22 protein-coding genes, 7 tRNA genes, 1 pseudogene and 1 riboswitch are annotated in these 23,205 nt (G+C 37.2%); of the genes and pseudogenes, 21 read left to right on the top strand and 9 right to left on the bottom strand.

Annotated features, from left to right (window positions below; all coding sequences use genetic code 11):
• The first annotated feature begins 11 nt into the window (after positions 1-11).
• A tRNA-Asn gene (locus J3U71_RS10490) sits at positions 12-84 on the top strand.
• A 6-nt stretch (positions 85-90) separates the two neighbouring features.
• Positions 91-181 (top strand) — tRNA-Ser (locus J3U71_RS10485).
• A 162-nt stretch (positions 182-343) separates the two neighbouring features.
• On the opposite strand, the pseudogene J3U71_RS10480 reads toward J3U71_RS10485, so the two are convergent.
• From J3U71_RS10480 to J3U71_RS10470, 3 genes and pseudogenes are all read right to left on the bottom strand, one after another.
• Positions 344-540: pseudogene (locus J3U71_RS10480) on the bottom strand (IS3 family transposase); the annotation flags it as partial.
• A 458-nt stretch (positions 541-998) separates the two neighbouring features.
• Positions 999-1,406 (bottom strand): hypothetical protein, encoded by a 408-nt coding sequence (locus J3U71_RS10475; RefSeq protein ID WP_267394190.1) that lies wholly within the window; start codon positions 1,404-1,406, stop codon positions 999-1,001.
• Positions 1,390-1,734, bottom strand: a complete 345-nt coding sequence (locus J3U71_RS10470; RefSeq protein WP_220268246.1) for a helix-turn-helix domain-containing protein — start codon at positions 1,732-1,734, stop codon at positions 1,390-1,392. Before J3U71_RS10470 ends, J3U71_RS10475 begins: the two co-directional genes overlap by 17 nt.
• A gap of 261 nt (positions 1,735-1,995) precedes the next feature.
• Here J3U71_RS10470 and J3U71_RS10465 point away from each other — a divergent pair, with 261 nt between their 5' ends.
• From J3U71_RS10465 to J3U71_RS10445, 5 genes are all read left to right on the top strand, one after another.
• Positions 1,996-2,307, top strand: coding sequence for a hypothetical protein (locus J3U71_RS10465; protein ID WP_267394188.1), 312 nt, complete (start codon positions 1,996-1,998; stop codon positions 2,305-2,307).
• Positions 2,308-2,473: 166 nt separating this feature from the next.
• A complete protein-coding gene (locus J3U71_RS10460; RefSeq protein ID WP_267394186.1) occupies positions 2,474-2,680 on the top strand; it encodes a hypothetical protein in 207 nt (68 codons plus the stop codon).
• A 154-nt stretch (positions 2,681-2,834) separates the two neighbouring features.
• Positions 2,835-2,960, top strand: a complete 126-nt coding sequence (locus tag J3U71_RS10455; RefSeq protein WP_267394183.1) for a hypothetical protein — start codon at positions 2,835-2,837, stop codon at positions 2,958-2,960.
• Positions 2,961-4,215: 1,255 nt separating this feature from the next.
• A tRNA-Val gene (locus J3U71_RS10450) sits at positions 4,216-4,288 on the top strand.
• A 205-nt stretch (positions 4,289-4,493) separates the two neighbouring features.
• Positions 4,494-4,566, top strand: a tRNA-Val gene (locus J3U71_RS10445).
• A gap of 562 nt (positions 4,567-5,128) precedes the next feature.
• Here J3U71_RS10445 and J3U71_RS10440 read toward each other — a convergent pair.
• The gene (locus J3U71_RS10440) at positions 5,129-5,281 is read right to left on the bottom strand and encodes a hypothetical protein (RefSeq protein WP_220268242.1); all 153 of its coding nucleotides are present in this window, start codon (positions 5,279-5,281) and stop codon (positions 5,129-5,131) included.
• Between the two features lie 48 nt (positions 5,282-5,329).
• Between J3U71_RS10440 and J3U71_RS10435 the strand changes: the two genes are divergently transcribed.
• From J3U71_RS10435 to J3U71_RS10415, 5 genes are all read left to right on the top strand, one after another.
• Positions 5,330-5,401 (top strand) — tRNA-Glu (locus tag J3U71_RS10435).
• A gap of 4 nt (positions 5,402-5,405) precedes the next feature.
• A tRNA-Val gene (locus tag J3U71_RS10430) sits at positions 5,406-5,478 on the top strand.
• 58 nt (positions 5,479-5,536) lie between these two features.
• Positions 5,537-5,620: riboswitch (SMK box riboswitch) on the top strand.
• The gene (metK, locus tag J3U71_RS10425; protein ID WP_267394181.1) at positions 5,618-6,817 is read left to right on the top strand and encodes a methionine adenosyltransferase; all 1,200 of its coding nucleotides are present in this window, start codon (positions 5,618-5,620) and stop codon (positions 6,815-6,817) included. Its footprint overlaps the riboswitch before it by 3 nt.
• An 18-nt stretch (positions 6,818-6,835) precedes the next feature.
• A complete protein-coding gene (locus tag J3U71_RS10420; RefSeq protein ID WP_220268241.1) occupies positions 6,836-8,287 on the top strand; it encodes an MDR family MFS transporter in 1,452 nt (483 codons plus the stop codon).
• A gap of 448 nt (positions 8,288-8,735) precedes the next feature.
• Positions 8,736-8,909 (top strand): hypothetical protein, encoded by a 174-nt coding sequence (locus tag J3U71_RS10415; protein ID WP_267394179.1) that lies wholly within the window; start codon positions 8,736-8,738, stop codon positions 8,907-8,909.
• Between the two features lie 5 nt (positions 8,910-8,914).
• On the opposite strand, the gene J3U71_RS10410 is transcribed toward J3U71_RS10415, so the two are convergent.
• Positions 8,915-9,115 (bottom strand): hypothetical protein, encoded by a 201-nt coding sequence (locus J3U71_RS10410; protein ID WP_220268239.1) that lies wholly within the window; start codon positions 9,113-9,115, stop codon positions 8,915-8,917.
• Between the two features lie 259 nt (positions 9,116-9,374).
• On the opposite strand from J3U71_RS10410, the gene J3U71_RS10405 reads away from it, so the two are divergent.
• Entirely contained in the window at positions 9,375-10,136 is a 762-nt protein-coding gene (locus tag J3U71_RS10405) for an NAD(P)H-dependent oxidoreductase (protein ID WP_220268238.1), read from the top strand.
• A 66-nt stretch (positions 10,137-10,202) separates the two neighbouring features.
• Here the strand turns inward: J3U71_RS10405 and J3U71_RS10400 are convergent, their stop codons facing one another.
• Entirely contained in the window at positions 10,203-10,871 is a 669-nt protein-coding gene (locus tag J3U71_RS10400; RefSeq protein WP_103751943.1) for a phosphatase PAP2 family protein, read from the bottom strand.
• Positions 10,872-11,130: 259 nt separating this feature from the next.
• Here J3U71_RS10400 and leuS point away from each other — a divergent pair, with 259 nt between their 5' ends.
• The 3 genes from leuS (at position 11,131) to J3U71_RS10385 (ending at position 15,773) form a co-directional block, all read left to right on the top strand.
• The gene (gene leuS / locus J3U71_RS10395) at positions 11,131-13,545 is read left to right on the top strand and encodes a leucine--tRNA ligase (protein WP_267394177.1); all 2,415 of its coding nucleotides are present in this window, start codon (positions 11,131-11,133) and stop codon (positions 13,543-13,545) included.
• A gap of 94 nt (positions 13,546-13,639) precedes the next feature.
• Positions 13,640-15,283 carry a putative polysaccharide biosynthesis protein gene (locus tag J3U71_RS10390; protein WP_416381436.1) on the top strand — a complete coding sequence of 548 codons (1,644 nt, stop codon included), beginning with the start codon at positions 13,640-13,642 and terminating at the stop codon, positions 15,281-15,283.
• A gap of 142 nt (positions 15,284-15,425) precedes the next feature.
• Positions 15,426-15,773 (top strand): hypothetical protein, encoded by a 348-nt coding sequence (locus tag J3U71_RS10385; protein WP_267394173.1) that lies wholly within the window; start codon positions 15,426-15,428, stop codon positions 15,771-15,773.
• Between the two features lie 169 nt (positions 15,774-15,942).
• On the opposite strand, the gene J3U71_RS10380 is transcribed toward J3U71_RS10385, so the two are convergent.
• From J3U71_RS10380 to gap, 3 genes are all read right to left on the bottom strand, one after another.
• A complete protein-coding gene (locus J3U71_RS10380) occupies positions 15,943-16,164 on the bottom strand; it encodes a PspC domain-containing protein (protein ID WP_267394171.1) in 222 nt (73 codons plus the stop codon).
• Between the two features lie 70 nt (positions 16,165-16,234).
• A tRNA-Leu gene (locus tag J3U71_RS10375) sits at positions 16,235-16,318 on the bottom strand.
• A 160-nt stretch (positions 16,319-16,478) separates the two neighbouring features.
• On the bottom strand, positions 16,479-17,498 hold the full coding sequence (gap, locus tag J3U71_RS10370) for a type I glyceraldehyde-3-phosphate dehydrogenase (RefSeq protein ID WP_267394169.1): 1,020 nt from the start codon (positions 17,496-17,498) through the stop codon (positions 16,479-16,481).
• A gap of 109 nt (positions 17,499-17,607) precedes the next feature.
• On the opposite strand from gap, the gene J3U71_RS10365 reads away from it, so the two are divergent.
• The 5 genes from J3U71_RS10365 to argS all read left to right on the top strand — a co-directional run bounded on the left by J3U71_RS10365 (position 17,608) and on the right by argS (position 23,187).
• Positions 17,608-18,333 carry a LysR family transcriptional regulator gene (locus J3U71_RS10365; RefSeq protein WP_220232155.1) on the top strand — a complete coding sequence of 242 codons (726 nt, stop codon included), beginning with the start codon at positions 17,608-17,610 and terminating at the stop codon, positions 18,331-18,333.
• A gap of 41 nt (positions 18,334-18,374) precedes the next feature.
• A complete protein-coding gene (locus tag J3U71_RS10360) occupies positions 18,375-19,685 on the top strand; it encodes a serine hydrolase (RefSeq protein WP_267394165.1) in 1,311 nt (436 codons plus the stop codon).
• Between the two features lie 2 nt (positions 19,686-19,687).
• Entirely contained in the window at positions 19,688-20,530 is an 843-nt protein-coding gene (locus tag J3U71_RS10355) for an NAD(P)H-hydrate dehydratase (protein WP_220268233.1), read from the top strand.
• A gap of 67 nt (positions 20,531-20,597) precedes the next feature.
• Complete coding sequence (locus tag J3U71_RS10350; RefSeq protein ID WP_103751913.1) at positions 20,598-21,242, top strand: L,D-transpeptidase; 645 nt, start codon at positions 20,598-20,600, stop codon at positions 21,240-21,242.
• A 259-nt stretch (positions 21,243-21,501) separates the two neighbouring features.
• On the top strand, positions 21,502-23,187 hold the full coding sequence (argS, locus tag J3U71_RS10345; protein WP_267394161.1) for an arginine--tRNA ligase: 1,686 nt from the start codon (positions 21,502-21,504) through the stop codon (positions 23,185-23,187).
• Positions 23,188-23,205: the final 18 nt, after the last annotated feature.

Genomic DNA, 23,205 nt, shown 5'->3' with positions numbered 1-23,205 from the left:
TTTTTAAATATTCCGGCTTAGCTCAGTTGGTAGAGCGCTTGACTGTTAATCAAGATGTCGTCAGTTCGAGTCTGACAGCCGGAGCTTTCTGGAGTGTTGTCCGAGTGGCTTAAGGAGCATGATTGGAAATCATGTATACGGGTTTTATCCTGTATCGAGAGTTCAAATCTCTCACACTCCGTAATACACTTTAAATAGTTACTAAATTTAGTTTTAGTGACTATTTTTTATTTAGTAAAATATAAAATTCAAAGAGAAAAAGGCAGTTAAGTTTATCTTTGATGTGAGCCCTAAAATTAGGACACTTTATATTAGCTGCTAACTGAGGACTAACTTCCGATATTCAAGCAGAGTTAGTCCTTTTAGTTTGGTTTTGATTGTAATACTCAATGTAGTCTCTGATTGCGTCTTCCAGTTCATTGAGATTCTTAAACCATTTTTCAAACCCATAAAACATTTCTCGTTTAAGTATGCCGAAGAAACCTTCCATTAAGCCATCATCAAGCGAAAATTACCCTTGCGTGACATTGATTGGCTAATGACATGATTTTCCTGTTTGATCAGTTGTTCTCTTTTGGTCATGGGGCGACCTTCCTCTTTGCTTATTAACGATATTATACCCATTTTTACGATATTCTCGTAGCCAATTGTGCAACATGCCACGACTTTTTAAGCCTAAAGCTAGTGCAACGTGATAAAGGGATTCATGGTCAACTATAATCCGCTTGAGTGCCTGCTCCTTAAAATTACTTGTGTAAGTAGTGTAAGGCTGGTCTAAAATAGCTAGACCGTGACGATTAATCAAAGCCAACAAGTAATCAATATTCGGCTTGCTAACCTGATAACGCTAACTTAATTCAGTAGGGCCAACTTGATAATCATGCCAAAGATGATAGATTTCAATTTTATCTTGTTTAGATAATTTAGCCATAAAAATAATCCCCAAATTTGTCCTAAATTTAGGGGTCACTTCAATTTTTCCGCCTTTTTTTGTGTTTTTAAAAAATTAAATCGTTATTTTTCTGAAATAGCTTGTAGGTGGCTCTTTCTAAACGGTAGGGAATACCGAACTGCTGCATAAAAGGTCCGGGCTCATCGAATGTATAGAACTGTTTTGAAGCATATTTGTAGATTAGATTTAGTGAAAATAAATCGGCCTGATGTTCAACCAGTGTGCTCAAATTAATATAGTAAAAAGTTCCCTTATCGCCGTTGGCAAAATGGCCAATTTCATGACCAATCATAAAAGGTATTTCATTTTGATTTTTCCAATTGAGATTGATAACCATTCTACCAATATCAGTAAAAGAAACTGAGGGATAATCAGGATCAATCTGGTCTAATAACGCGTAACTAATTCCATGGTCAAATGCATAATTTAGCATGTATTTAATTAAATTTTCCACCTTTTTTGCCTTCTTTAAAATCAGAGTCCATTAGGTTACGGATTATATCAAGATATTTTTCAGGAACTGCTTTTCCATTATAAGCAAGTGGAATGTCGTCAGCTAAGTCAATTCGTTTGACTGTTTCTGCTGGACTTGATTCACCGAGTAAATCATTTACAGAGACGTGCAAGACATTAGCCACTTTTTTCAAACTTGCTGTACTTGGTGTTTGCTTATCCCAGCGATAAATACTGTTGGCACCAATTCCAGCTTTAAGTGCAAGACTTTGCAATGATGACCACCCCTTCTTTTTTGCAATTATTTTAATTCGATCTAAAGTAGTCATTCTGTTTTCCTCACGTTTCCATCAAGCAAAATTATCTTAAGTGATAAAAATATATTGACTTTTTACCTAAAGTGATTGATAATTAATTTCATCAAGTAATTAAGTAGTAAAAAATAAAACTAAATATTATAACTGTTTGTTGACCCTGCAGGTTTATTGTTGGTTTTATTTTGTTTATCATAGTTAAATTTTATCACGAATGATAGATATTGCAACTACTTGAGCGATCAATAACACATTTGCAATGAAAGGAGAATTGAGATGAAAATCCTGTATGATCTAATCCATAAACTCGAAGCTGATTACGGCTCATTGGACCTAGTTCCAGATAACAATCCTATCTTGCATCAAATACATGAGCAAATTAGCATTACTGCCCATGACAATATTGATTTGACCAAATATGAGAAAGTGGTAATTGCCCTCATGAAAACCGGCTTTAATTTGCATAACATTGTTGCAAAAACAGGAATTTCCTTTTACTTAGTTAGACAAATTGCCTCTAATTATGATTTGCAACTTAAGTTTTGCTATGTAGCAGTTAAAAGATCACGATCCCCAAATTTTCAGTAATGGTTTTGAAAATTTCCAGGTAATAGTTGAATCAAGCTGTTACAGCTTAACCATAGCTAAAATTAAGCTTGCCTTTCTTTGTAGTCAAATGAGAATGGCACATACTGGTAAATATCATTTTGTGGGTAATTATAAGAAAAGCATATATGAGATAGGAAGTGGTCACATGCATGATTTAATCAATTTGTTACAAGTACTGGTTGGTTTTGTTGGCACGGTTGGAACAGTGCTTGCCGTAACTCAAAAATATAACAAGGCAGATTACGAAGCGATTATTAAAGAATTAACAGCAGAAAGAGAAGAGTTTAAAAAAGACTATTACAGGCAGAAAAAGAAAACTGAAAAACTTGAGGAAGAATTGAGAAAATTATAAAATTCATCAAATCATTATTATTCTAAATGTAGCACTGTTATATATTGTAAAACCTATTCTTACGTCAAGCAGCATAGGACCGCTGTGGCTGCATTTTCAGCAAGTACTATGCAATCAAAGGCTAAGATTGTATCTGAAACAGTCAGGGTTATGATTGATAAAGTCCTTCAAGAAAATGCAAAAAGACAATATTATCGATGGCGTTGAAGATATTCAAAGTTTTGCTGAAAATGACGATGAACAATCTGTAATTATTCCAGTGGATAAAATCACCAAATGAAAACATTAAAACAGATATGGGCTAATGTATTAGTGACAATATTGCCATTTAAAAGTTTCAATATTTAAAGGCGATAATGTGCTATATAACTCCTGGTTTAATTACGATGTACTATTTACTACCATATTTTCAAATGATTCTGCTTTGATTAAAGCAAAGGCTAAATTTGTTTAAAAAAAGTTAGTTGAATTTGACCTGTTTGAAAGAACTTACTAGGCAGCCAATTGGGGGGGAAAAGGTAGCACAGTTAATACTGACAACTTGACCTTTCTTCTCATACTCTAGTCAATGGAATATTGAACTTGCATTTGTTGTAACTGATCAAAAGGTCTTAAATTGTATGATAGCGCTAACTTGAAACCAAGTGTTAACTTATTAAAATATAATATGACTTGAGAAGTTCAAGATGAAAGAGGCAGCGCGCTAGAATCGGGTAAAAACTAATGGGTTAACGGCCGATCCGGGATTACTAAGCTAAATTGCCACAGATGATAATCTTGCTAGTTGGGCTAAGGTCGTGCTATCTATCACATATGTATTTTATCATCCTACTGCCAACAGTAAAAAAAGCAAGTCCATTAACAGCTAGTAAGGCTTATCTGATTTGAGAATCGTAAGCATGTTGAAGTCATCTGATATCGGGCATTCATGCAATTTAATTATCGTTAGTTGTTATGGTCCGTCTCTTTCATTAATTTAAAAGTAAGAACTATCATTTTAAAATTATTAAATTTATCAAATTAAGTAAATGAATTGTCTTGTCTTTACTTTAAAAAATAAAAAGCCTTCATTCAGCTATATATAGCTAGTGAAGGTTTTTAATACATTATTAACCTTAATTGTATAAGAATAAAATTCAATTAAGTTAATTATTTGTAAAGTTAATATATTAACATTGAATTACAAAGCAAAGTATAAATATAAGCCGACATATCAATACTACATCAACTTGTATAAAATTATAGCACTTATGGATTTAATGAGCAACTGAAAATGGGAAAATACTTAAACATTTTTTCATGACTTTATGTTAAAAATTATTTTGTAAAAATTGCTTTCAGTACGTTATTAAATTGCTGATATTATTTATTTATATTATTAATAGTAAACTTAGTAGATAACTGATTACATCTTATATAATAAAATTGCCGATTTGATTTTGACAATAACAGAATAGCTAAATTTGAAAAAAACATGGACAAGTTATCTTTTGTATGCTAAAGTTTTAAAAGTAATCAGTTGATGATACAAATATGGAGGATTAGCTCAGCTGGGAGAGCATCTGCCTTACAAGCAGGAGGTCACAGGTTCGAGCCCTGTATCCTCCATTAGATAAAAAATTTTAAGCAAGAAGAGATAATGATTCTTACTTTTTTGTTATTTAATAATCAACTTTAACAAAAATATTAGTGTGCGTATGATAGTTCTAAGTAATTAACTAATAAAAAATTTAATTAATTTCTTTAAATAATAGACAAGTTATCTTTTGTATGCTAAGATTTTTAAAGAGTGGTCATTTGATGACAACAAACTGGAGGATTAGCTCAGCTGGGAGAGCATCTGCCTTACAAGCAGGAGGTCACAGGTTCGAGCCCTGTATCCTCCATTAAATTAAAATTTTTTAAGCAAGAACCAGTACAGCTTCTTGCTTATTTTGTTATTTAAAATAATACTTGGACTTCTATGCCAGGATTACCCGTTAAATTAGTGAAAATTGGATAATTATTAGGGAACTCCTAATCTAACCGAATAAGAAAGAGATATAATGATTTAATTTAGAGCTTAATTTCTTGAGCGTTAAGAGAATACTATAAAAGAGTAAAAAGATTACATCAAATTTTATACTGTACAATGAAAAATTCCGGTCATTTACGAATTAATTTGTAACATGATTACAACCTTAAATACAGTTACTGGTAGAATTGCGTTTTAAGCACTTAAAACCTAACTTTATTTAGAATTTATATTCAACGAGACATTTAAAATTGGCTGTTTTAAAAATTTGCAATGTAGTTTTTGCTGAATGCTTAAAGTAGCATATTTAATATATCATTATGTTACTGTATTTGAGAAAATCATATTATCTAATAAAATATATAGCAGTTGGCGGACCGTATTATGGCAGCTTGTTATTATTGCTTTATCCGCAATTGTTTATTGGCCTTTTATTAAAAAGTACGATTAAGATCTGTTGCAGCAGCAACAAAGTGAAGAATAATAAATAAACTCAATGTCAAAATTGTCATTGAGTTTTTTGCTTTTTCGAGGGTAAAAGCGCTTTTTTGAAAAAGTTGTAATTTTTTAGCATTTTCTTCTTGCATTTTGGTGCTTATCTAGTATACTATTGAATGTGCTTTGATTCAGAACATGACCCGTTGGTCAAGTGGTTAAGACATCGCCCTTTCACGGCGGTAACATGGGTTCAAATCCCGTACGGGTCACTTTGGAGGATTAGCTCAGCTGGGAGAGCATCTGCCTTACAAGCAGGAGGTCACAGGTTCGAGCCCTGTATCCTCCATCGTTCTAGGACTACCGAAACAACGGTAGTCTTTTTTTTACAAAAAGAACGAATAATTTATCGGTTCAAGTCCTGAGAGGATCCAAGATTTGGAGATGCCTTGTAACCGAATAGCTAACATCTATTAAGGGGGACTATTATGGAAAAACGTTTATTTACTTCAGAATCAGTTTCTGAAGGGCATCCTGATAAGGTTGCTGATCAAATTTCCGATGCGATTCTTGATGCAATTATTGCTCAAGACCCGGATGCACATGTAGCCTGCGAGACAATTGTCAATACTGGCATTGTGTATGTATTTGGTGAAATATCAACTAGTGCTTATGTTGATATCCAGAGCATTGTCAGAAAGACTGTTTTGCGAATTGGCTATGATAAGCCAGAGCTTGGCTTTGACGGCAATAATTGTGCTGTTTTAGTCGGAATTGACGAGCAATCTCCTGATATTGCTGGTGGTGTTGATCACTCACTTGAAACGCGGGAAGATAAGTCTGATAATGATCAGCTTGACCAAATAGGTGCTGGTGATCAAGGGCTTATGTTTGGTTTCGCCATTGACGAAACACCCGAATTAATGCCTTTGCCAATTTCTTTGGCACACCGGTTAATGCGCCAAGTGGCAAAGTTGCGTAAAGAAGGCACTTTGACTTGGCTTAGACCTGATGCGAAGGCGCAAGTCACTGTAGAGTATGATGAGAACAATAAGCCTAAGAGGGTTGATACTGTTGTTATCTCGACGCAAACAGATGACCAGGTAAGTAATGAAGATATTCGGCAAGCAATGATTGATTTAGTAATTAAAAAAGTTATTCCTACCAAATATCTTGATGCAGAAACCAGATTTTTGATTAATCCTTCTGGTCGGTTCGTAATTGGCGGACCTAAGGGTGACTCTGGTCTTACTGGGCGAAAGATTATTGTTGATACTTATGGTGGTTATGCTCGTCATGGTGGCGGTGCATTTTCAGGTAAGGATCCGACAAAAGTCGACCGCAGTGCCAGCTATGCTGCTCGTTATGTTGCTAAAAACATTGTTGCAGCTGGTTTAGCTAAGCGGTGTGAAGTCCAATTAGCTTACGCTATTGGGGTAGCTCACCCTGTATCTGTCATGATTGATACTGCAAATACTGGCAAAGTAAGTGATGAATTGCTGACTAAGGCGGTTAGAAGCGTCTTTGATTTGCGTCCTGCCGGCATAATTAAAATGCTAGATTTAAGACGCCCAATTTATGAGCAAACGGCTGCATACGGTCATTTTGGTCGTACTGATATCGATTTACCATGGGAGAAAACCGATAAAATTCAAGCACTTTTGGATTTTGTTAAGGAAAATAAGTAAATTGAAGGAGCAGTAATTTTGAAAAAGACTAATGTACCAATAGTTACGCTTGCAATTTTTATGACAACGTTTATGACCGCCATTGAGGGTACAATCGTTTCAACTGCAATGCCGACTATTGTTTCTGATCTGAACGGATTAGAAATTATGAATTGGGTTGTCTCAATCTTTTTGTTTATGACAGCTGTTTCCACTCCTTTGTACGGCAAATTAGCTGATAGCATAGGCCGTAAGCCGATCTTTCTTTTTGGGATTGCTCTTTTTGTCATTGGTTCTGCACTTTGCGGACAAGCCAATAACATGCTAGAACTAATTCTATTTCGGGTGATTCAGGGTCTAGGCTCTGGTGCTGTTCAGCCTGTTGCAATGACAATCATAGCCGACATGTATACTTTGGAAAAGCGAACTAAGATGTTAGGGCTTAATTCTGGATTTTGGGGAGTGGCATCGGTGATCGCACCATTACTCGGTGGTTTTATTGTCCAAAACCTTTCATGGCACTGGGTCTTTTACATTAACGTTCCAATTGGTTTAATTGCCTTTTTACTCGTTGTCGTGTTCTTAAGTGAACCAAAAGCTAAAAAGAAGGCCAAGTTAGATGTAAAGGGAACATTTTGGCTAGTAGTTTTACTGCTAACTTTAATGTTTACTTTACAAGAATTAAGTTCACTTAGCCCAATAATTTTACTGGCTTTGGCAGCTTTAATTATTCTTAGCACAATGTTGTTCTACCATGAAGAAAAGCGAGCTGAGGATCCAATAATGCCTTTGACGATGCTTAAAGGTAGAGAATTTTTGGCTGTAAACATGATCACGCTGCTTATTTCAGGCGTTGTGATTGGTTTCGAATTCTATATTCCAACTTGGATGCAGGGTATTAAAGGTACGTCTGCTACAATTGCTGGTTTTGCGGTTACACCAAGTTCAGTAATGTGGGTAATCGGTTCATTTCTGATTGGCGGGATGCTCAGTAGATGGGGCGTGCGCAAAACATTCTTCGGCATGTTGACGCTGTTGCTGATTGCTGATTGCATGCTCTTAATCGTACCGGTACATACGCCATTTTGGGTATTCTGTATTATTGCCACAATGAATGGGTTCGCCTTTGGTTCCGTTATGACCGCTGCGCAAGTTCGCTCACAAGTATTAGTTGATCAAAATAATGTTGGGGTGGCAACCTCATTTAACACGTTAATGCGTTATTTAGGGCAAACGATGATGGTATCGATTTATGGTATTACTTTTAATACAATCGTTGCCAGTCAACTAGCAAAGCACCCAAACCTAACACAATCAATGATGAACAAAATAGTTTCGGCAGAAAAGGCAAAAGAATTAGCAGCTAATTTGATTCCTCAATTGCGTCAAGTCCTGTTTAGTGCTCTTAAGGGAGTCTATACCGTATCACTTGTGGCAATTGTTCTTTCAATTGCTTTCAACTGCATTTATAAAAAGAAACTAGAAAATTAACCTAAAGTATTAAAACTTAAGTTAAGCAATTTTGGGAATCGTAATTCGATTCCTTTTTGTTTTAAAAAATTTAACTGCATGTTTTGCTTAGGTATATACAGAATAATAATTAAGATATAATGAGTCATAGGCTAAAACAAAGGTAAAACTTGATCTTAAAGGCACTTTCTGGTTAACGATTTTGCTTTTGAGATTAATTGCTTTTATTGCAGCAGCTAGGTAAACCTAAGCCTGAGTATATTCTTGTCTTATTTACAGTGGTGCTTGTCTATGCCATACTTTTTTACCGGGAAGAAAAACTTGCTGAAGACCCAATAATGTCCATAACTATGTTAAAAAAGTGCTATTTTCTCGCAATGAACATGAAAGCGCTATTAATTGGTGGTGTTGTTTCCTGTTTTGAATTCTATCTTCCGACTTGATGCAGGGAGTTAAAGGCGTCAGTTCGATGGTAGCAGGTTTTGCGGTAACTCCTTGTTCACTTCTTTGGGTTGTTGGCTCATTTTTGGTAGGCAGACTGCTCAAACGTTGGGGTGTTCGGAAGACTTTCTATGAGATATTAACAATTATCTTAACAGTAGATTGTGTACTCTTAATCTTACCGATTACTACTCCCGTCTAGACTTATTACGTTATTGCTGGGATTAATGTCGTTGCCTTTGGTGTCGTAATTCCTGCTTCCCAAGTACAGGCGCAAGTTTTAGTTGAACCAAGTAATGTAGGCATCGCCACGTCGTTTAATACTTTTATGCGCTTTTTAGGACAAACAATGATGATGTCAGTCTTCGGTATTACCTTTAACACGGTGGTTGTTAAACAGTTAGCCAAGCACCGCAATTAAATCAGGCAATGATGAACAAAATTGTTTCGTCGGCTAAGGGCTAACAGCCAATTTGGTTCCGCAGCTGCGTCAGGTATTGTTCAGTGCTTTAAAGAGAGTATTTTTGGCTTCACTAGTGGCAATCATTCTTGCCTTTCTTTTTAATACTATCTATCAAAGTAAGAACAAACAGCAGGCATAAAAATTGTTATTAAAACCAAAAAATTTGCCGTTAAGTTAAAACTAGTTAGAGGAGAAAAAAATTAAATGGAATTAGCTCAAAAAGTTTTAAACGGAGAAATAAGAACTTCTGGGACAGTGGTACCGCAGGAATTACAGCAGCCATATACACCACATGGTTTTAACGCTAAACCTAATCTGAAAAAGGCCTTATTTATTGTCGGAGAACCAAGAAAATATAGTTTAACTTATGATTTGGTTTATACCGCTATGCGCTATTTAGAGGAAAATGATTGGACAGTTGAATTACGCGATCTCTATGATCTCAATTATGATCCCGTTTTACACCAAGAAGAGTTTTACTATGTCAAAGATGGCCTAGGTAAAGCACCGGCTTACCTCGCTCAAGAGCAGTCGTTTGTAAAAAAGGCAGATGTGGTTCTTTTTGCTTATCCCAATTGGCATGATGCTCCTGTAAGTATTGTTAAGGGCTATATTGAAAAGGTTTTTGCTGCTGGATTTGCCTATGAAGCAGGTAAAAATGGTCTAACTGGGTTACTTAGCGGGAAATATCTGTACACCATTATGAACTGCGGCTACCTTGGTGGTGGTCAAGGTTATGTTGGTGATGGTATTGGTCAAAACGATCAAGTCTGGGATAAATACATGAATGCATTTAAAGTTTTTGATGACGACACCGCTCAATTTTGGGGAATGACAAACGCCGGTCGGTTTGTGAATGATCAAAGCCCACGAAATTTTAGTTCTGATTATCAAGACCAATTGGTTAAACTTCACGCGGTTTTACAAGAGCACCTGCAGCGTGATTTGCTTAATGTTGTCAAATAATGTTCTTAGCTATTTTCAAGAAAAAGAGCAAATAAAAAAAGCCGTTTATTTAAAACGACTTAATCTTCATTTATCTAAATAGTAATGGTATAAAAATGAGTACCCAATTAGTAAGAAGGAGATACCCTCTAAAAAGCCACCGACAACATCGGATGGATAGTGAACATGGTCAAAGATTCTCGTGTAGCCAATCAGTATGGGGAAACATAGCCAAATGATACACAGAATGGTTTTAAGTCCTTTCTTCTTAACTAGCAAGATGGTTAAAATGATCAGAATGCCAAAAAGTGTGGCACTTCCCACGGAGTGTCCTGAAGGAAAACTGTAACCATGCGCTTCAACAAGGTGGTGCACCATTGGTCGCTGCCGACCAATCGCATGTTTAATGATCCAATTGTAACCATTAGCTGCAATCATTGTTCCCGCTGTAAAAACCGCGAAAGCGTATTTGCGAAAAACGCCTAAAACAATTACCAGAATAATGGTCGCAACCATAATAACGCTAGTATTGCCCAAGTTGGTAAAAGTGGTTGCGAATTTGATGATAGCAGGGTTGTTATTACAAATTAAACCAATTAACGATTTATCAAACTGATGGATAAATTGGTTGCCAGAGGAAACCAGAATTGCCCAAGCCGCGTAGATAAGTAAAAATATGGTCGCGGGTATGATTGTATCTTTTTTCGAATGATCTGTAGTGTTCAAATATCTTTCTCCCCTTGTTTTTTTTAGCATTTGTGGTAAATTATAATCATTATTGATCAAAAAATAAAGGTTAGGAACTAGTAGCAATTTTATTTTTCTATAGAGAAGAGTCGGTTGGTGCAAGACTTGAAAAATATATTGTGAACTGAGCCTAGGTTAAATCTTTCGTTTGCTATCCGCGTTAAGGGGCTTGTGAGGGTCACGTTAATTTACGTGAAACTTAGGTGGTACCGCGATTATTCGTCCTATGAGTTTATTTCATAGGACTTTTTTTATGAGGGAAATGTTTATGTACAATCACAAAGTAGTTGAGCAAAAATGGCAAGATTATTGGGAAAAAAATCAAACATTTAAAACGGGTAGTGATCCGCAAAAGAAAAATTATTATGTTTTAGATATGTTTCCATTCCCATCTGGTAAGGGATTGCACGTAGGGCACCCAGAAGGATATACTGCAACCGATATTATTGCGCGAATGAAGCGTAGTGAGGGTTACAATGTGCTGCACCCAATGGGCTGGGATGCTTTTGGTTTACCAACTGAGCAATATGCATTGCAGACTGGTCAAGACCCAGCTGTCGTAACTAGGGACAATATTGCTAACTTTAAGAGACAATTAAATAAGTTAGGCTTTTCTTATGACTGGAACCGAGAAATCTCAACAAGTGATCCAAAATATTACAAATGGACGCAGTGGACATTTGAACAAATGTATAAGCACGGTCTTGCTTATGAAGCCGAAGTTCCGGTTAACTGGTCACCAGATTTAGGAACTGTCGTTGCTAACGAAGATATTGTTGATGGTAAAACCGAACGTGGTGGCTACCCAATTTATCGCCGGAACATGAAACAATGGATGCTTCGGATAACTAAATATGCCGACCGTCTTCTTGCTGGTCTTGATAATCTTGATTGGCCAGAAAATATTAAAGAAATGCAACGTAACTGGGTTGGTCGTTCAGTTGGGGCTCAAATTACATTCAAGATTAAGGATTCTGATCAAACATTTGATGTGTTCAGTACTAGACCTGATACGCTTTTTGGTGCTACCTATGCGGTTTTAGCCCCAGAAAATAAGTTGGTCCAAAAAATTACTACTGCTGGTCACCAGGCTGACGTTGATGCTTATATTAAGCAAATTGAATCCAAATCAGATTTGGAAAGAACCGATTTAAATAAAAATAAGACTGGTGTATTTACCGGTGCTTACGCTATTAATCCGGTCAATAATGAGGAAATTCCAATCTGGATTGCTGATTACGTTCTGGCAAGTTACGGAACAGGCGCTGTTATGGCAGTTCCCGCTCACGATACACGTGATTATGAGTTTGCCCAAAAATTCCATTTGCCAATTAAGGCGGTAATTAAAGGCGGCGACATTAATAAAGAGGCCTTCACTGGTGAGGGACCACACATTGATTCAGACTTCTTAAATGGCTTGAATGTGGCAGATGCAAAAGAAAAAATGGTTTCATGGCTTGAAGAACACAATGCCGGTAAGCAAAAGGTTAACTACAAGTTGCGCGACTGGGAATTTAGCCGGCAACGTTATTGGGGCGAGCCTATCCCGGTTATTCACTGGGAAGACGGCGAAACTACTCTTGTTCCCGAAGATGAACTGCCACTTGTATTGCCACATGCAACTGATATTAAGCCATCTGGTACACCTGAAAGTCCGTTAGTTAACTTGAAGGATTGGGTTAATGTTGTTGATCAAAATGGCCGCAAAGGTAAGCGGGAAACGAACACAATGCCTAACTGGGCTGGTTCTTCTTGGTACTTCTTACGCTATATTGATCCGCATAATGATAACAAATTAGCAGATTATGAATTGTTAAAGAAGTGGACGCCAGTTGACTTATACATTGGTGGGGCAGAACACGCCGTTAGACACCTTCTTTATGCTAGATTTTGGAATATGGTGTTATACGATCTTGGCGTGGTACCAAATGAAGAGCCATTCCAACGCTTATACAATCAAGGACTAATTCTTAAAGACCATGACAAGATGTCTAAGTCAAAGGGGAATGTCGTTAATCCTGATGATGTGATTGACGAATATGGTGCTGACAGTCTAAGAATGTATGAGATGTTCATGGGACCACTTGATGCTTCAATTGATTGGGATGACAATGGCCCAGCTTCAACCAAGAAGTTTCTTGACCGAATCTGGCGTTTGTTTGTTAACGATCTTGACTTACAGGCAATTCCACAAGAAAATATTGTGGCCGAAAATGATGGTACTTTGGATAAAATCTACAATGAAACGGTCAAGAAGGTCACAGAAGACTTTAATGATTTGCATTTCAATACCGCTATTTCGCAGTTAATGGTCTTTATCAACGCTGCTCAAAAGGCTAAAACTATTCCGCGGGAATACGCGGAAGGTTTTATTACGATGATTGCACCAATTGCACCACACATGATGGAAGAGATTTGGCAAATCTTTGGTCATAACGAATCTGTTACTTTTGCTAAATGGCCAACATATGATCCTGCTAAGCTTGTTGAATCAACAGTTGATATTATGGTTCAAGTTAATGGTAAATTGCGTGGTAATTTCACAGCTGCCAAGGATTCAAGCCAAGAGGATTTGCAAAAACAGGCCTTAGAACTTGAACATGTCCAAAAATTCTTGACTGGTAAGGAAATTAAAAAGGTAATTGTGGTACCAAATAAAATTGTCAATATTGTTGCTAAATAAAGTTAATTTTTCCTAAAGTGATAAGTATATTGATTGTTAATTGTCGTTTTTCATTCAAAATAAAATAGTTAGTACACGAATTTAGGGAAAATTGATGAAAGAAAATAATTTAAAAGAACAAAATACGCAAGATACCTTTATTAAGGGTAGCGCGTGGATGACTTTTGGCTCAATTACCTCACGTATTTTAGGTGCACTTTACATTATTCCGTGGTTTATCTGGATGTCACCTTATGGTAATATCGCTAATGCTTTAACTGCGCGTAGTTATAACATTTATAGTATTTTTATCTTAATTTCGACAGCAGGAATCCCGGGAGCAGTGGCCAAACAAGTGGCTAAGTATAATGCCCTAAATGAATATGGCGTGGGGCGCAAATTGTTTCACCGTGGTCTTGTCTTGATGATTGTTTTGGGTGTTGTATCAGCCGCGATTATGTATTTTGCTTCACCATTTTTAGCTTCGAATGGGTCTCGTAGCGATCCACGCCAGGTTGCGGTAATGCGCAGTTTGTCTTATGCTATCCTGCTCATTCCCGTGTTAAGCATTATGCGGGGTTATTTTCAGGGATACGCTGATATGATGCCGTCGGCAATGTCGCAGTTTGTCGAGCAATTTGCCCGGGTTGCTTGGATGCTTTTAACTGCTTACGTAATTATGCAAGTGCAGCACGGTAATTTTGTTGATGCAGTTGTTCAATCCAACTTCGCCGCCGCTATTGGTGCAATTTTTGGTATTTTGATTTTATGCTGGTTCTTGCTTTCCAGAAGAAAAAAATTAAATCACCTAGTTGAAAATTCCGAAAACGAAATTCAGGTTTCAACAGCAGCCTTATTTAAAGAGATAATTGAGCAAGCAATTCCGTTTATAATTATTGATGCGGGAATTCAATTATTTTACCTAGTGGATCAATATACTTTCCACCCAATGATTGCTAGTGTGGTCAAGGCTAGTTACAACACGATTGAAACGTGGTATGCGTTATTTGCGCTGAACGCTAATAAGCTAATCATGATTATTGTTTCCTTGGCTAGTGCAATGGCGGTAACTGCGATACCTTTATTATCCGCTGCACATGCTAAACATGATTTTGCCGGGATTTCTAAACAGATCGGCAACACACTAGATTTGTTTTTGTTCGTAATGATTCCGGCTGCGTTTGGTATGGCAGCCATTGCTACGCCAATTTACACCATTTTTTATGGTTTTGATCAGTTGGGTTCTAATATTCTTTATTTGTCTGCCTTTACCTCGATTACATTGGGGATGTTTACGGTATTAATGGCAATTCTGCAGGGATTATCAGAAAATGGTCTGGCAATTAAGTATCTAGTGTTGGGCCTAATCATTAAACTGATTGTGCAATATCCGATGATTTACGTGTTTAAAGTGTTTGGACCACTTGTAGCAACTAATTTAGGGATGTTTGTGATTATCTTTTTGGCTCTTAAACACCTAGAAGTAGTCTATGATTTCAACCAAGGACGCACAAGCAGGCGTTTTATTGGAATTACTGGTTTTTCGCTGATTATGTTCCTGATTGTTCTTGGCGTTGAAAAAGTGCTTGAGCTCTTCTTGAGTCCTGCTAGTCGCCTTCAAGCTCCAATTATTGTCGTTGTTGCAGTGCTAGTTGGGGGAATCTTCTACGCCGCTGCGGCGATTAAATCGAACTTAGCGCAAAAGATCTTAGGCGATAAAATTGTGCCGCTTTTGGCCAAGCTGCATATAAAAGCATAAAATTAATAAATAGCATTGGGTGAATATTACTCAATGCTTTTTTATTTTTTACTAAGTTTAAGGTGGTTCGATTAACAGATCAGTTAACTACTGCAATAATATTTAACAAATACTGTTTTAATTGATGGAAAAAGAAAAAATCATGAATATCAGAAAAAAAGGAATTTTTATTTTTATTTTTATTTTTGGTGCTTTCTTCTACTGTTTTTTTTACCAAACCTCATGGGTTCCGCTTTCGGCAAAATTTGAGGTTAACCAAATGCTGCAAAGTCATGATACTAAGAGAATGCGCCAAGTTGCAGCAAATAAGAAAACTAGGTCATATTTATTACATTTAAAAAAAGACACTCATTGTGACAGTGTGACTGATTTTCAAGGTGGCTCAGAAAATATTGGCTACTATGTCGTTGATATTAACGGCAAGGGAGTGGGAATCTATATGCAACGAGAAATTCTGCTTTTTTGGCGAATTAAAGAAATTAAATTATGAGTCAAATTCAAAAAAGAGCATGGGTTCAATAATTGAGAACTCATGCTCTTTGATGCAGAAATATTAGTTTTACTAAAATTCTTGTAGCCAGCAAAAACTAACTTATGATGTTTTTGCTTGTGCCCCTGCCAAGGAACTTCATTTTAACAAGAGTAATAGCTAAACGCAATTAGTATTGACGATATTCACCAGAAGGAATGTCATCAGCACGCGTTTTGTCCGGCATAGCAATTGCTGCGGCAATATAGGCGATTAACCCAAAGCCGGTAAAACAAATAACCATTGCGCCGCCGATTCTAGTCCAGGCTTTATCCCAGCCGAAATATTCAGCAACTCCGCCTAATACACCAGTTAAAATTTTATCTCTCGATTTGGTTAAACGCTTTTGCATGCCAATTCCTCCTTAATATTAATAGATTTTTGACAAAAAAAGCTAATCGAATGATTAGCTCTTCTTTTAATGCCCCGAAAAAGATTCGAACTTTCACTTAGTTACCTAAACAGCGACCTGAACGCTGCGCGTCTGCCAATTCCGCCATCGGGGCCTCTTTTAAAATACATTAATTATAATACCAAATTTTCGCGGGGATGTCATTAAAATTTAAAGTTTAGAAGACAAAAAAGCCATTTTCTTAAACTAACTAAGAAATGGCTTTTTATATCAATTTTCAGTAAAAAGGTAAAAAAGATTCTAATTAGAACGATTTAGCCTAATTTAGCTATTTTTTGCAATGTTCTGATCATTTGAGCTACAAACCCTGATTCGTTATCGTACCACGCATAAGCCTTAATAACTTGTGAATAATCGGTGCCCGTAGCAATTTGGGTAATTGTCGGATCAAAAACAGAACCAAATTCCATGCCGATAATATCAGATGAAACGATCTTATCCTCATTGCAGCCAAATGATGCATTGTTAATTGTGTGCTTTTTGACTCCGGCATTGAATTCATTAACAGTAACGTTCTTAGCAAGGGTAACCGCTAATTCCGTTATTGAACCAGTTATTACAGGAACACGGAGAGCGATTCCCGTTAGCTTACCCTGTAATTCTGGGATTACTAGGCCAATTGCTTTAGAAGCACCAGTTGAATGGGGAATAATATTTGCGCTAGCGGCACGGGCATTACGAACATCACCGTGACGATCGGGACTATCTTGCAGCATTTGTGAACTAGTATATGCATGTAAAGTGGTCATTGTTCCAGCTTTAATCTGAAATTCATCGTTAATAGCCTTGGCTAACGGAGCCAAGCAGTTAGTAGTACATGAACCAGCAGAAATAATTTGATCATCTGCATTTAAGGTATCGTCATTAACGTTATAAACGATTGTCTTCAAGTCACCGGCTGGTGCTGAGATCAACACTTTTTTGACGCCGGCTTTTAAGTGACTGCTGGACTTTTCCTTTGAGGTGTAAAAGCCAGTACATTCTAGTACAAGCTCAACTCCGTTATTTTTAACCCAAGGAATATCACTTGCGCTTTTTTCAGCGTAAACAGGAATTTTTTGGCCATCAATTACGATTGCATTTTCTGTTGCAGCAACTTCATGATTAAATTGACCATGAGCCGTGTCATACTTCAATAAATGAGCCAACATTGCTGGTGAAGTTAAATCGTTGATCGCAACAATTTCTAAACTATTATCTTTAATGTCATAAATACGCCGTAATGATAAACGACCAATTCTGCCAAAACCATTAATACCAATTTTTGTAGTCATAAGATTTTTCTCCCTTCTTTGATTACAAAAAATAGTATAATGAATGAAAATGGCTTTGCATAAGCCGAAAAGTTAATAGGGCTATCACTTTTAGTGATAATGTGACAAGATGAATTTTAATGACTTAAATATTTATAAGACAATTTATGAAACTAAATCTATCAATAAAGCTGCTAAAGAATTAGGCTATGCACAATCTAATTTGACAGCACGCTTAAAGGCAATTGAACATGAATTGAATTCAACTTTATTTGTACGCTCAAATCAAGGTGTGGCTCCGACGGATAACGGAAACAAAGTATATCGTTTTGCTGTTAAAGCGCTCCGAAATTGGCAAAAACTGCAAGATACGTTAGTTGTTCGAAAAACGATTTTATCATCGGAATTACTAGTTAACTTTTTAATCGCTAAGAAGAAATTTTTTATTACTGATTATGCAGTTACCATTAAGAAAAGTAACCAATTGGAATCGGAACTAACGCAAAGATACTACGATGTAGTGGTGACCTTTAACCAATTCGACTTGCCTAATTATCGGTTAAAGCAAACAGCTAATTTACCAGCGTGCTTTTTGAAAGGAAAACAAGAAGATGGATCGACCTGCCCGATTGCAATCAATAGTGATTTAACTTGTCCGTTTAGAAAACTAACCCTGAAATTATGTCCTGATAAAGCGAGATTGTTAGAAATTGATTCGCTTGAAACAATTATGCAATTGGTAAAAAGGGGAGAGGCAGTTGCATTATTACCACAATATTTGATTGATAATGATTATCAAAAGGTTAATGATCATAATTTTAATATTCCCTATTATTGTTATCAGTATCAAATTTAATCTAGAACTTGCTAAAATTTTTTCACTTCAAAGGAGAACTTATGAACCTAAGGAGAAATTTAAAAACAGTTGTGGTCAGCTTATTGGCTATTGTGACACTATCTGCGTGTGGAACAGGTCCTAGTAGTGAACCGCCTACTCAACCTAAATCAGTTCAAGTCAGAAATAATTATCAGTCTGAGCAATTAAATCTCAATGTTAAATCGGCAATTGCAATCGATAGTAAAACGGGGCAACTGCTTTATGGCAAGAATATTAACCAGGTATTGCCAATTGCTTCAATGACCAAATTAGTAACGACTTATTTAACCTTACAAGCAATTAAAGAGCAAAAACTTAGTTGGGACACAGAAGTAAAGCCAACTAAGCAGATTGTCAAGGTTGCCAATAATAAGCAGTTTTCTAATGTGCCACTAAAAATGGGGCACTCTTATACAATCAGGCAGCTATACCAAGCGACCTTAATCGAATCTGCCAATGGAGCGGCAATGTTGCTTGCTCAGGCCGTCAGTGGCTCGCAAGTTGCGTTTGTTCGGCAGATGCGTCAGCAATTAAAAAAATGGGGCATTAATGACGCCCAGATCTATACTGTTTGCGGTTTGCCCAATAAAAGTGTTGGAACGGATGCCTATCCAGGAGCGGATAAAGACGCAGAAAATGAGATGTCAGCTAAAGACATGGCAATCGTTGGTCAGCACTTGTTGAATGACTTCCCCAAAATAATTGAAACAACAAGAATTACTCATTTGAACTTCACTGATCAGGGAAGCCAAACACTCATGACTAACTTTAATTGGATGCTTAAAGGCTTGTCCCAATACCAGCAAGATCTAAAAGTTGATGGTCTAAAAACGGGAACTACTGATGCTGCTGGTGCTTGTTTTATTGGAACGGCAAAAGATAGCGATGCAAGACTAATTACTGTAGTAATGGGGGCAAGTCATGCTAATAGTTTTGACCCAGCGCGTTTTGAGCAAACTGGCAGGTTGCTGCGGTATGTTTACCGTAATTATCAACCCATTGTTTTTAACCAAAATGAAGTAATTATGGGTACCAGCAAGATTAATGTTCATAATGGCGCTAACAAGCAAATTGATATCGGCATGAAGCAAAGACGAGTAATCTGGGGACCAAAAAATGGCCAAAAATTAACCGTTAATTTAACTAAGGACACTATTGAAGCTCCGGTAACCCAAAATCAAACGGTTGGTTCATATAGCTTTAAATCGGGGTCAACTAAACTGATTTCTATCCAAGAACCTGACGGAATTAAACTACCTGCAAAAGCGTTGCAATCCACTAAACAGGTTAATTTCTTGCTTCGTTTTTGGCACCGGCTTTTTGGAGGATAACAATGACAGAAATTAAGCAATCTATTTTAACCAAGGTTATAGCCAAAAGAAAAAGCAATACCCACAAGGGAAACTATGGGCGAATTTTATTAATAGGTGGAAGTGAAAATTACGGTGGTGCAATTATTATGGCCGCAGAAGGTGCACTGAAATCTGGCGCTGGTCTAGTTTCTGTTGCTTGCCATTCAATTAATTTAAATGCTCTACATGCGCGCGATCCTGAAGTGATGTATGTTGATTGGCGCAGCAGTGATTTGCCGCAATTAATAAAAAACATGGATGTCATTGTTTGTGGACCAGGATTAGGAGCTACTCCATTTGCGCAAAAGCTTCTTTTGCAGCTAGGTCAAGTAGTGACTAACCAGCAAACGCTTATTTTAGACGCTAGTGCGCTGGATTTGATAGGTCAAAATCGGTCGCTGGCCCCGCAAAATGCGAAGTTAGTGATCTTGACTCCTCATCAAATGGAATGGCAGAGACTTAGTCAAATTAGGATACCTTATCAAACGGATGCAGCTAATTTGACGGCATTAAATAAGCTGTTTCCAGGACAAAATGCTATTTTAGTTTTAAAGTCCAATCATACCAAAGTTTATACGTCAAATAAGGATGTTTTTGTTAATCCTCTTGGTAATCCAGGGATGGCCTGTGGCGGCATGGGCGACACCTTAGCCGGCATAATTGGTGGCTTTACTGCGCAATTTGGTGGCAATATTGATTCCGTTTTAGCTGCTGTATATTTGCACTCATTCGCTGGCGATCTAATTGCTAAAGATGAATATGTTGTACAACCAACCAAAATTAGTGCGCTTTTACCTAAACTTATGCTTAAGTTTGTAGATTAAGTTTTTGGCTAAACTAGCAAATATTGTAAAATAGGGTATAAATAATTCTCGAGGAGGTTGATTTAGTATGAAAAATAGCCTATTAAAGCCGCTAACAGGCCTATTTGTTCTACTAATCTGTGCAATCAGTCTAGCTCGTGTTTCGATGCCGTCAAGTCCAAAGGAAGAAAAGCCCAAGGAAAATCAGAAAATGCAGGTTAAGAAGACGGCAGCATCTTTTCGTCCCTATAAGGATCCGCAAGATCTGCGGGTGCCTTATGATTGGCATCAACCCAGCGAAACAAAAGCTTATCCTAAAATTAAGCCGCTTGAAAATGATCTAACCATTCGTGTTTCTCTTCGGGGCAATCGCGTTTACATTTTGCGTGAAAACCAAGTAGTGTACACGATGCTGGCAAGTGGAGGGCTCTTTAAAAAGGGCAAATCGACAACGCCAACAGGAACTTTTAAGATTCAGGATAATCGGGGAGATTCTTTTTATAATCCAGAATTAAATGAGGGTGCTAATTATTGGACTAGCTGGGATAAAGATAATGTCTACCTCTTTCATACGGTTCCAACTAAGAGCAATGGAAAGTATAATCGCAAAGAAGCCAAAAAATTGGGTGTTAAATCCGCGTCTCACGGCTGTATCAGGTTGAGTATTTCAGATGCACGGTGGATAATGAAAAATATTCCTACTGGCACAAAGGTAATCGTCAAAAATAATTAAAAGTGTTGGCTTGAATGCTATTTCCTGTTATAATCAATTTTTGAGAGAGGTTAGGAGTAGTAAGCATTTTTCCTAGTAAGCGAGTCCGAGTTGATGAGAGTCGGGTTAGGAGAATGGATTGAAGGCGTGCCTGATCAGTAATTTAACAAAAATAATAAGTGGATACTTTGTATCAAATAGAGTGGTACCGCGGGTAAAAACTCGTCTCTTCCTTTGGAATTAAAGGAAGAGGCTTTTTTATTGGAATTTGGAGGTAAAAATGGACTTTAAAAGTAAAGTAGTTGATCTTGTTGCCAGTCAAGTAGATTTGCCTAAAGAAAAAATCGACCAACTTGTTGAACGTCCAAAGAACGAAAAGATGGGTGATTATGCCTTCCCTGCATTTACTTTGGCTAAAGTTATGCATAAGAATCCGGCTGAAATTGCTCAAGAAATTGCAGCCAATCTTGAAAGCAGCGATTTTACCAGTATTCAAGCTGTTGGTCCGTATGTTAATTTCGCAATTAACCACGAAAAATTAATTACGCAAGCTTTACATGAAGTTTTGACAGAAAAACAGCACTATGGTGACCAAAAATTAGGGCAAGGAAATGTTCCTATTGACATGTCAAGTCCCAACATTGCTAAGCCAATGTCAATGGGACACTTACGTTCAACTGTAATCGGTAATTCAATTGCGGAAACATTGAAAAAAGTTGGCTATACTCCAATTAAGATTAACCACCTAGGTGATTATGGCACCCAGTTTGGTAAGCTGATTTCTGCTTATAAACATTGGGGTAATGAGGAAGATGTCAAAAAAGATCCAATCATGAACCTTTTTAAGTATTACGTTAAGTTTCATGAGGAGGCTGAAAAGCACCCTGAGCTTGAGGATGAGGGCCGTGCATGGTTTAAAAAACTTGAGGATGGTGATCCTGAAGCAGTTAAATTATGGCAATGGTTCCGTGACGTTTCCTTAAAGGACTTTAAGCGGATTTACAAAGAATTGGGCGTCGAATTTGATTCATACAAGGGCGAAGCATTCTTTAACGATAAGATGCAACCTGTTATCGATGAATTAAAGGAAAAAGGTTTGCTTCACGAATCACGCGGGGCACAGGTAGTTGATATGGGCGAAGACGAAAGCCCAGCTATGATTGTGAAATCTGACGGTAGCAGTATTTACCTAACCCGTGATTTGGCTGCCGCTATTTACCGAATGAATACTTACCATTTCGTTAAAATGCTGTATGTTGTCGGTAATGAGCAAGCTCACCATTTCGTTGAACTTAAAACGGTTTTGAAGAAGATGGGTTATGATTGGGCAGATGAAATTTATCACGTACCATTTGGCTTAATCACGCAAAATGGTAAAAAACTATCAACCCGTAAAGGTAACGTCGTTTTCCTTGACCAAGTATTAAAGGATGCCGTTAACTTAGCTCGTAAGCAAATTGATGAGAAAAATCCTGCTTTAGCTAACAAAGAACAAGTAGCTCATGATGTTGGTGTAGGAGCCGTTGTGTTCCATGATCTTAAAAATGATCGGGTAGAAAACTTTGACTTTGACTTAGATGAAGTTGTTCGCTTTGAAGGCGACACTGGTCCTTATGTTCAATACACCAATGCACGGGCACAGAGTGTATTACGTAAAGCTGCGAAGTTAGGTCAAGAGCCTAAACTTGATGCTGCACCAGTTAAGGATGATTGGTCATTTAGCGTTGCCAAAGCATTAGCCGATTTCCCAAGAATCATTGCGCGCAGCAGTGATAAATTTGAACCATCTGTTATTGCCAAGTATGCTTTGGATTTAGCTAAGAAGTTTAATAAATACTATGCTAATGTTAAAATCTTGATCGAAGATGAGCAAATTAACACGAGATTGGCGTTAGTTCAGGCGACCTCAATTGTCCTGACTGAGGCCCTCAGACTACTTGGTGTTAACGCTCCTAAAGAAATGTAAAAAAAATTTAAAAAATAA

It is taken from the genome of Lactobacillus sp. B4015, assembly GCF_026536055.1.
Classification (GTDB): Bacteria; Bacillota; Bacilli; order Lactobacillales; family Lactobacillaceae; genus Lactobacillus; species Lactobacillus panisapium.
This window is presented reverse-complemented; position numbering and strand designations above follow the sequence as displayed.

What these genes read in the sequence shown, in the direction of transcription:
- argS (WP_267394161.1), top strand. Translation starts at nt 21,502, where the DNA reads ATGGACTTTAAAAGTAAAGTAGTTGATCTTGTTGCCAGTCAAGTAGAT.
- J3U71_RS10460 (WP_267394186.1), top strand. Translation starts at nt 2,474, where the DNA reads ATGCATGATTTAATCAATTTGTTACAAGTACTGGTTGGTTTTGTTGGC.
- J3U71_RS10415 (WP_267394179.1), top strand. Translation starts at nt 8,736, where the DNA reads ATGGTAGCAGGTTTTGCGGTAACTCCTTGTTCACTTCTTTGGGTTGTT.
- metK (WP_267394181.1), top strand. Translation starts at nt 5,618, where the DNA reads ATGGAAAAACGTTTATTTACTTCAGAATCAGTTTCTGAAGGGCATCCT.
- J3U71_RS10380 (WP_267394171.1), bottom strand. Translation starts at nt 16,164, where the DNA reads ATGCAAAAGCGTTTAACCAAATCGAGAGATAAAATTTTAACTGGTGTA.
- J3U71_RS10440 (WP_220268242.1), bottom strand. Translation starts at nt 5,281, where the DNA reads ATGCAAGAAGAAAATGCTAAAAAATTACAACTTTTTCAAAAAAGCGCT.
- J3U71_RS10360 (WP_267394165.1), top strand. Translation starts at nt 18,375, where the DNA reads ATGAACCTAAGGAGAAATTTAAAAACAGTTGTGGTCAGCTTATTGGCT.
- J3U71_RS10400 (WP_103751943.1), bottom strand. Translation starts at nt 10,871, where the DNA reads ATGCTAAAAAAAACAAGGGGAGAAAGATATTTGAACACTACAGATCAT.
- J3U71_RS10465 (WP_267394188.1), top strand. Translation starts at nt 1,996, where the DNA reads ATGAAAATCCTGTATGATCTAATCCATAAACTCGAAGCTGATTACGGC.
- J3U71_RS10385 (WP_267394173.1), top strand. Translation starts at nt 15,426, where the DNA reads ATGAATATCAGAAAAAAAGGAATTTTTATTTTTATTTTTATTTTTGGT.
- J3U71_RS10355 (WP_220268233.1), top strand. Translation starts at nt 19,688, where the DNA reads ATGACAGAAATTAAGCAATCTATTTTAACCAAGGTTATAGCCAAAAGA.
- gap (WP_267394169.1), bottom strand. Translation starts at nt 17,498, where the DNA reads ATGACTACAAAAATTGGTATTAATGGTTTTGGCAGAATTGGTCGTTTA.
- J3U71_RS10470 (WP_220268246.1), bottom strand. Translation starts at nt 1,734, where the DNA reads ATGACTACTTTAGATCGAATTAAAATAATTGCAAAAAAGAAGGGGTGG.
- J3U71_RS10365 (WP_220232155.1), top strand. Translation starts at nt 17,608, where the DNA reads ATGAATTTTAATGACTTAAATATTTATAAGACAATTTATGAAACTAAA.
- leuS (WP_267394177.1), top strand. Translation starts at nt 11,131, where the DNA reads ATGTACAATCACAAAGTAGTTGAGCAAAAATGGCAAGATTATTGGGAA.
- J3U71_RS10405 (WP_220268238.1), top strand. Translation starts at nt 9,375, where the DNA reads ATGGAATTAGCTCAAAAAGTTTTAAACGGAGAAATAAGAACTTCTGGG.
- J3U71_RS10350 (WP_103751913.1), top strand. Translation starts at nt 20,598, where the DNA reads ATGAAAAATAGCCTATTAAAGCCGCTAACAGGCCTATTTGTTCTACTA.
- J3U71_RS10390 (WP_416381436.1), top strand. Translation starts at nt 13,640, where the DNA reads ATGAAAGAAAATAATTTAAAAGAACAAAATACGCAAGATACCTTTATT.